Below are 1,229 nucleotides of genomic sequence, written 5' to 3' on the forward strand. Positions count from 1 at the left end.
TGCGTGTTCCTCATTTTCACACTTTCTGATTATAATTATTTGTTTCAGATATGACCTTGCCACCGTAAATAGCCAGAGCGTGAAGCGCGTAGGCTCTTTACGGCGGCCAGCCAAGGTGTAAATAATCAGAAAATAGTGACAAAGTGAATTAAACAAATGACTCTGCCACCAAGGAAGAACTGGACGTGTTTCCATGTGACTTGTGTGGACTCGTCGGTCAATCCCACAGCAGTTTGGGTTATCACAAGTGAATGATGCATCCCACTGTGGAGGCGGCAGTGACTGGAGGTTAGCGAGGTCAGCCTGCTGGACGAAGACTGGGGCGAGAGCGACAACACAGGGCTGCTGCAGTGTGAGCAGAGCCCAGAGGTGAGCAGTGGCATGCTGAACCTGACCGATGATGAGAAGGCCGAGCTGGAGAGCGTGCAGAGCCTGGACAAGGTCGGCAGCAAGCATGAGTGCGGCCTCGAGGTATTCAACGTGGTCACGGAGGACCACAACTACTACGAGCAGGACGGCAGCTGGATCGTGTCCGGCTTCAAGGTCTCCACGGAGGAGATGGAGGACAACAACTTCTACAAGGACCACAGAGAGGTGGTCGGCTACAAGATGACTGATGCAGCCAGGGCAGGGGCCAGGGGCAGGGATTGTGGCCATCCCACCCTTCTCCTTCCCTGGAGATTTGGATGATAAGAAGGCTGAGCTGGAGAACAAGCAGAGCCTGGACAATTCCAAATTTTAGTTTGTTATAATCTTACTTTTTCGGCAACCATTTCCTCCCCTAATTAACCTTGGACCAGACCATCGAGTTTTCTTCCTCGAGAAGCGGCCACACCTGCAGAGCTGAGCGAGCTGGTAACTCGGCACTGCTGGTGTGTGTGGCTTCAATACGTGCGCTACCAAGAAAGAGTTGGAAGTTGAGAAATATGTAGTAAGCTGAGAACACTCTTGTTTGGTCAACGTTCCTATCCTGACCACCGCTGTTACCACTGCTGAAGGAGAAATTTTGCAACTGAGATTGAGAAAGGATACTTTTGATTCTATGTACATTGTACATTACAATCTATTCTACACATTACCTACATACATAATACACTTATCTCACTACTATTATGCGGCAGTCGGACTACTACTACTACTACTCCTCCTGAGAGTTGCTCAGAGTTGCTCAGTCGGATGCGCCGCAGGCACAGTAACGCTAACGCTGCCGATGGCCGAAGGCCCGAGGT

At 50.4% G+C, this 1,229-nt stretch carries 1 protein-coding gene; it reads left to right on the plus strand.

Annotated features, from left to right (window positions below):
* The first annotated feature begins 381 nt into the window (after positions 1–381).
* On the plus strand, positions 382–690 hold the full coding sequence (locus ACN0IC_RS15360; protein WP_416879627.1) for a hypothetical protein: 309 nt from the start codon (positions 382–384) through the stop codon (positions 688–690).
* Positions 691–1,229 lie beyond the last annotated feature (539 nt).

Origin of the sequence: Litorimonas sp. (genome assembly GCA_029936425.1) — a bacterium.
Classification (GTDB): domain Bacteria; phylum Pseudomonadota; class Alphaproteobacteria; order Caulobacterales; family Maricaulaceae; genus Litorimonas.

Excerpts from the sequence above, each read along its gene's own strand:
- ACN0IC_RS15360 (WP_416879627.1), top strand. The coding sequence starts at position 382 with ATGCTGAACCTGACCGATGATGAGAAGGCCGAGCTGGAGAGCGTGCAG.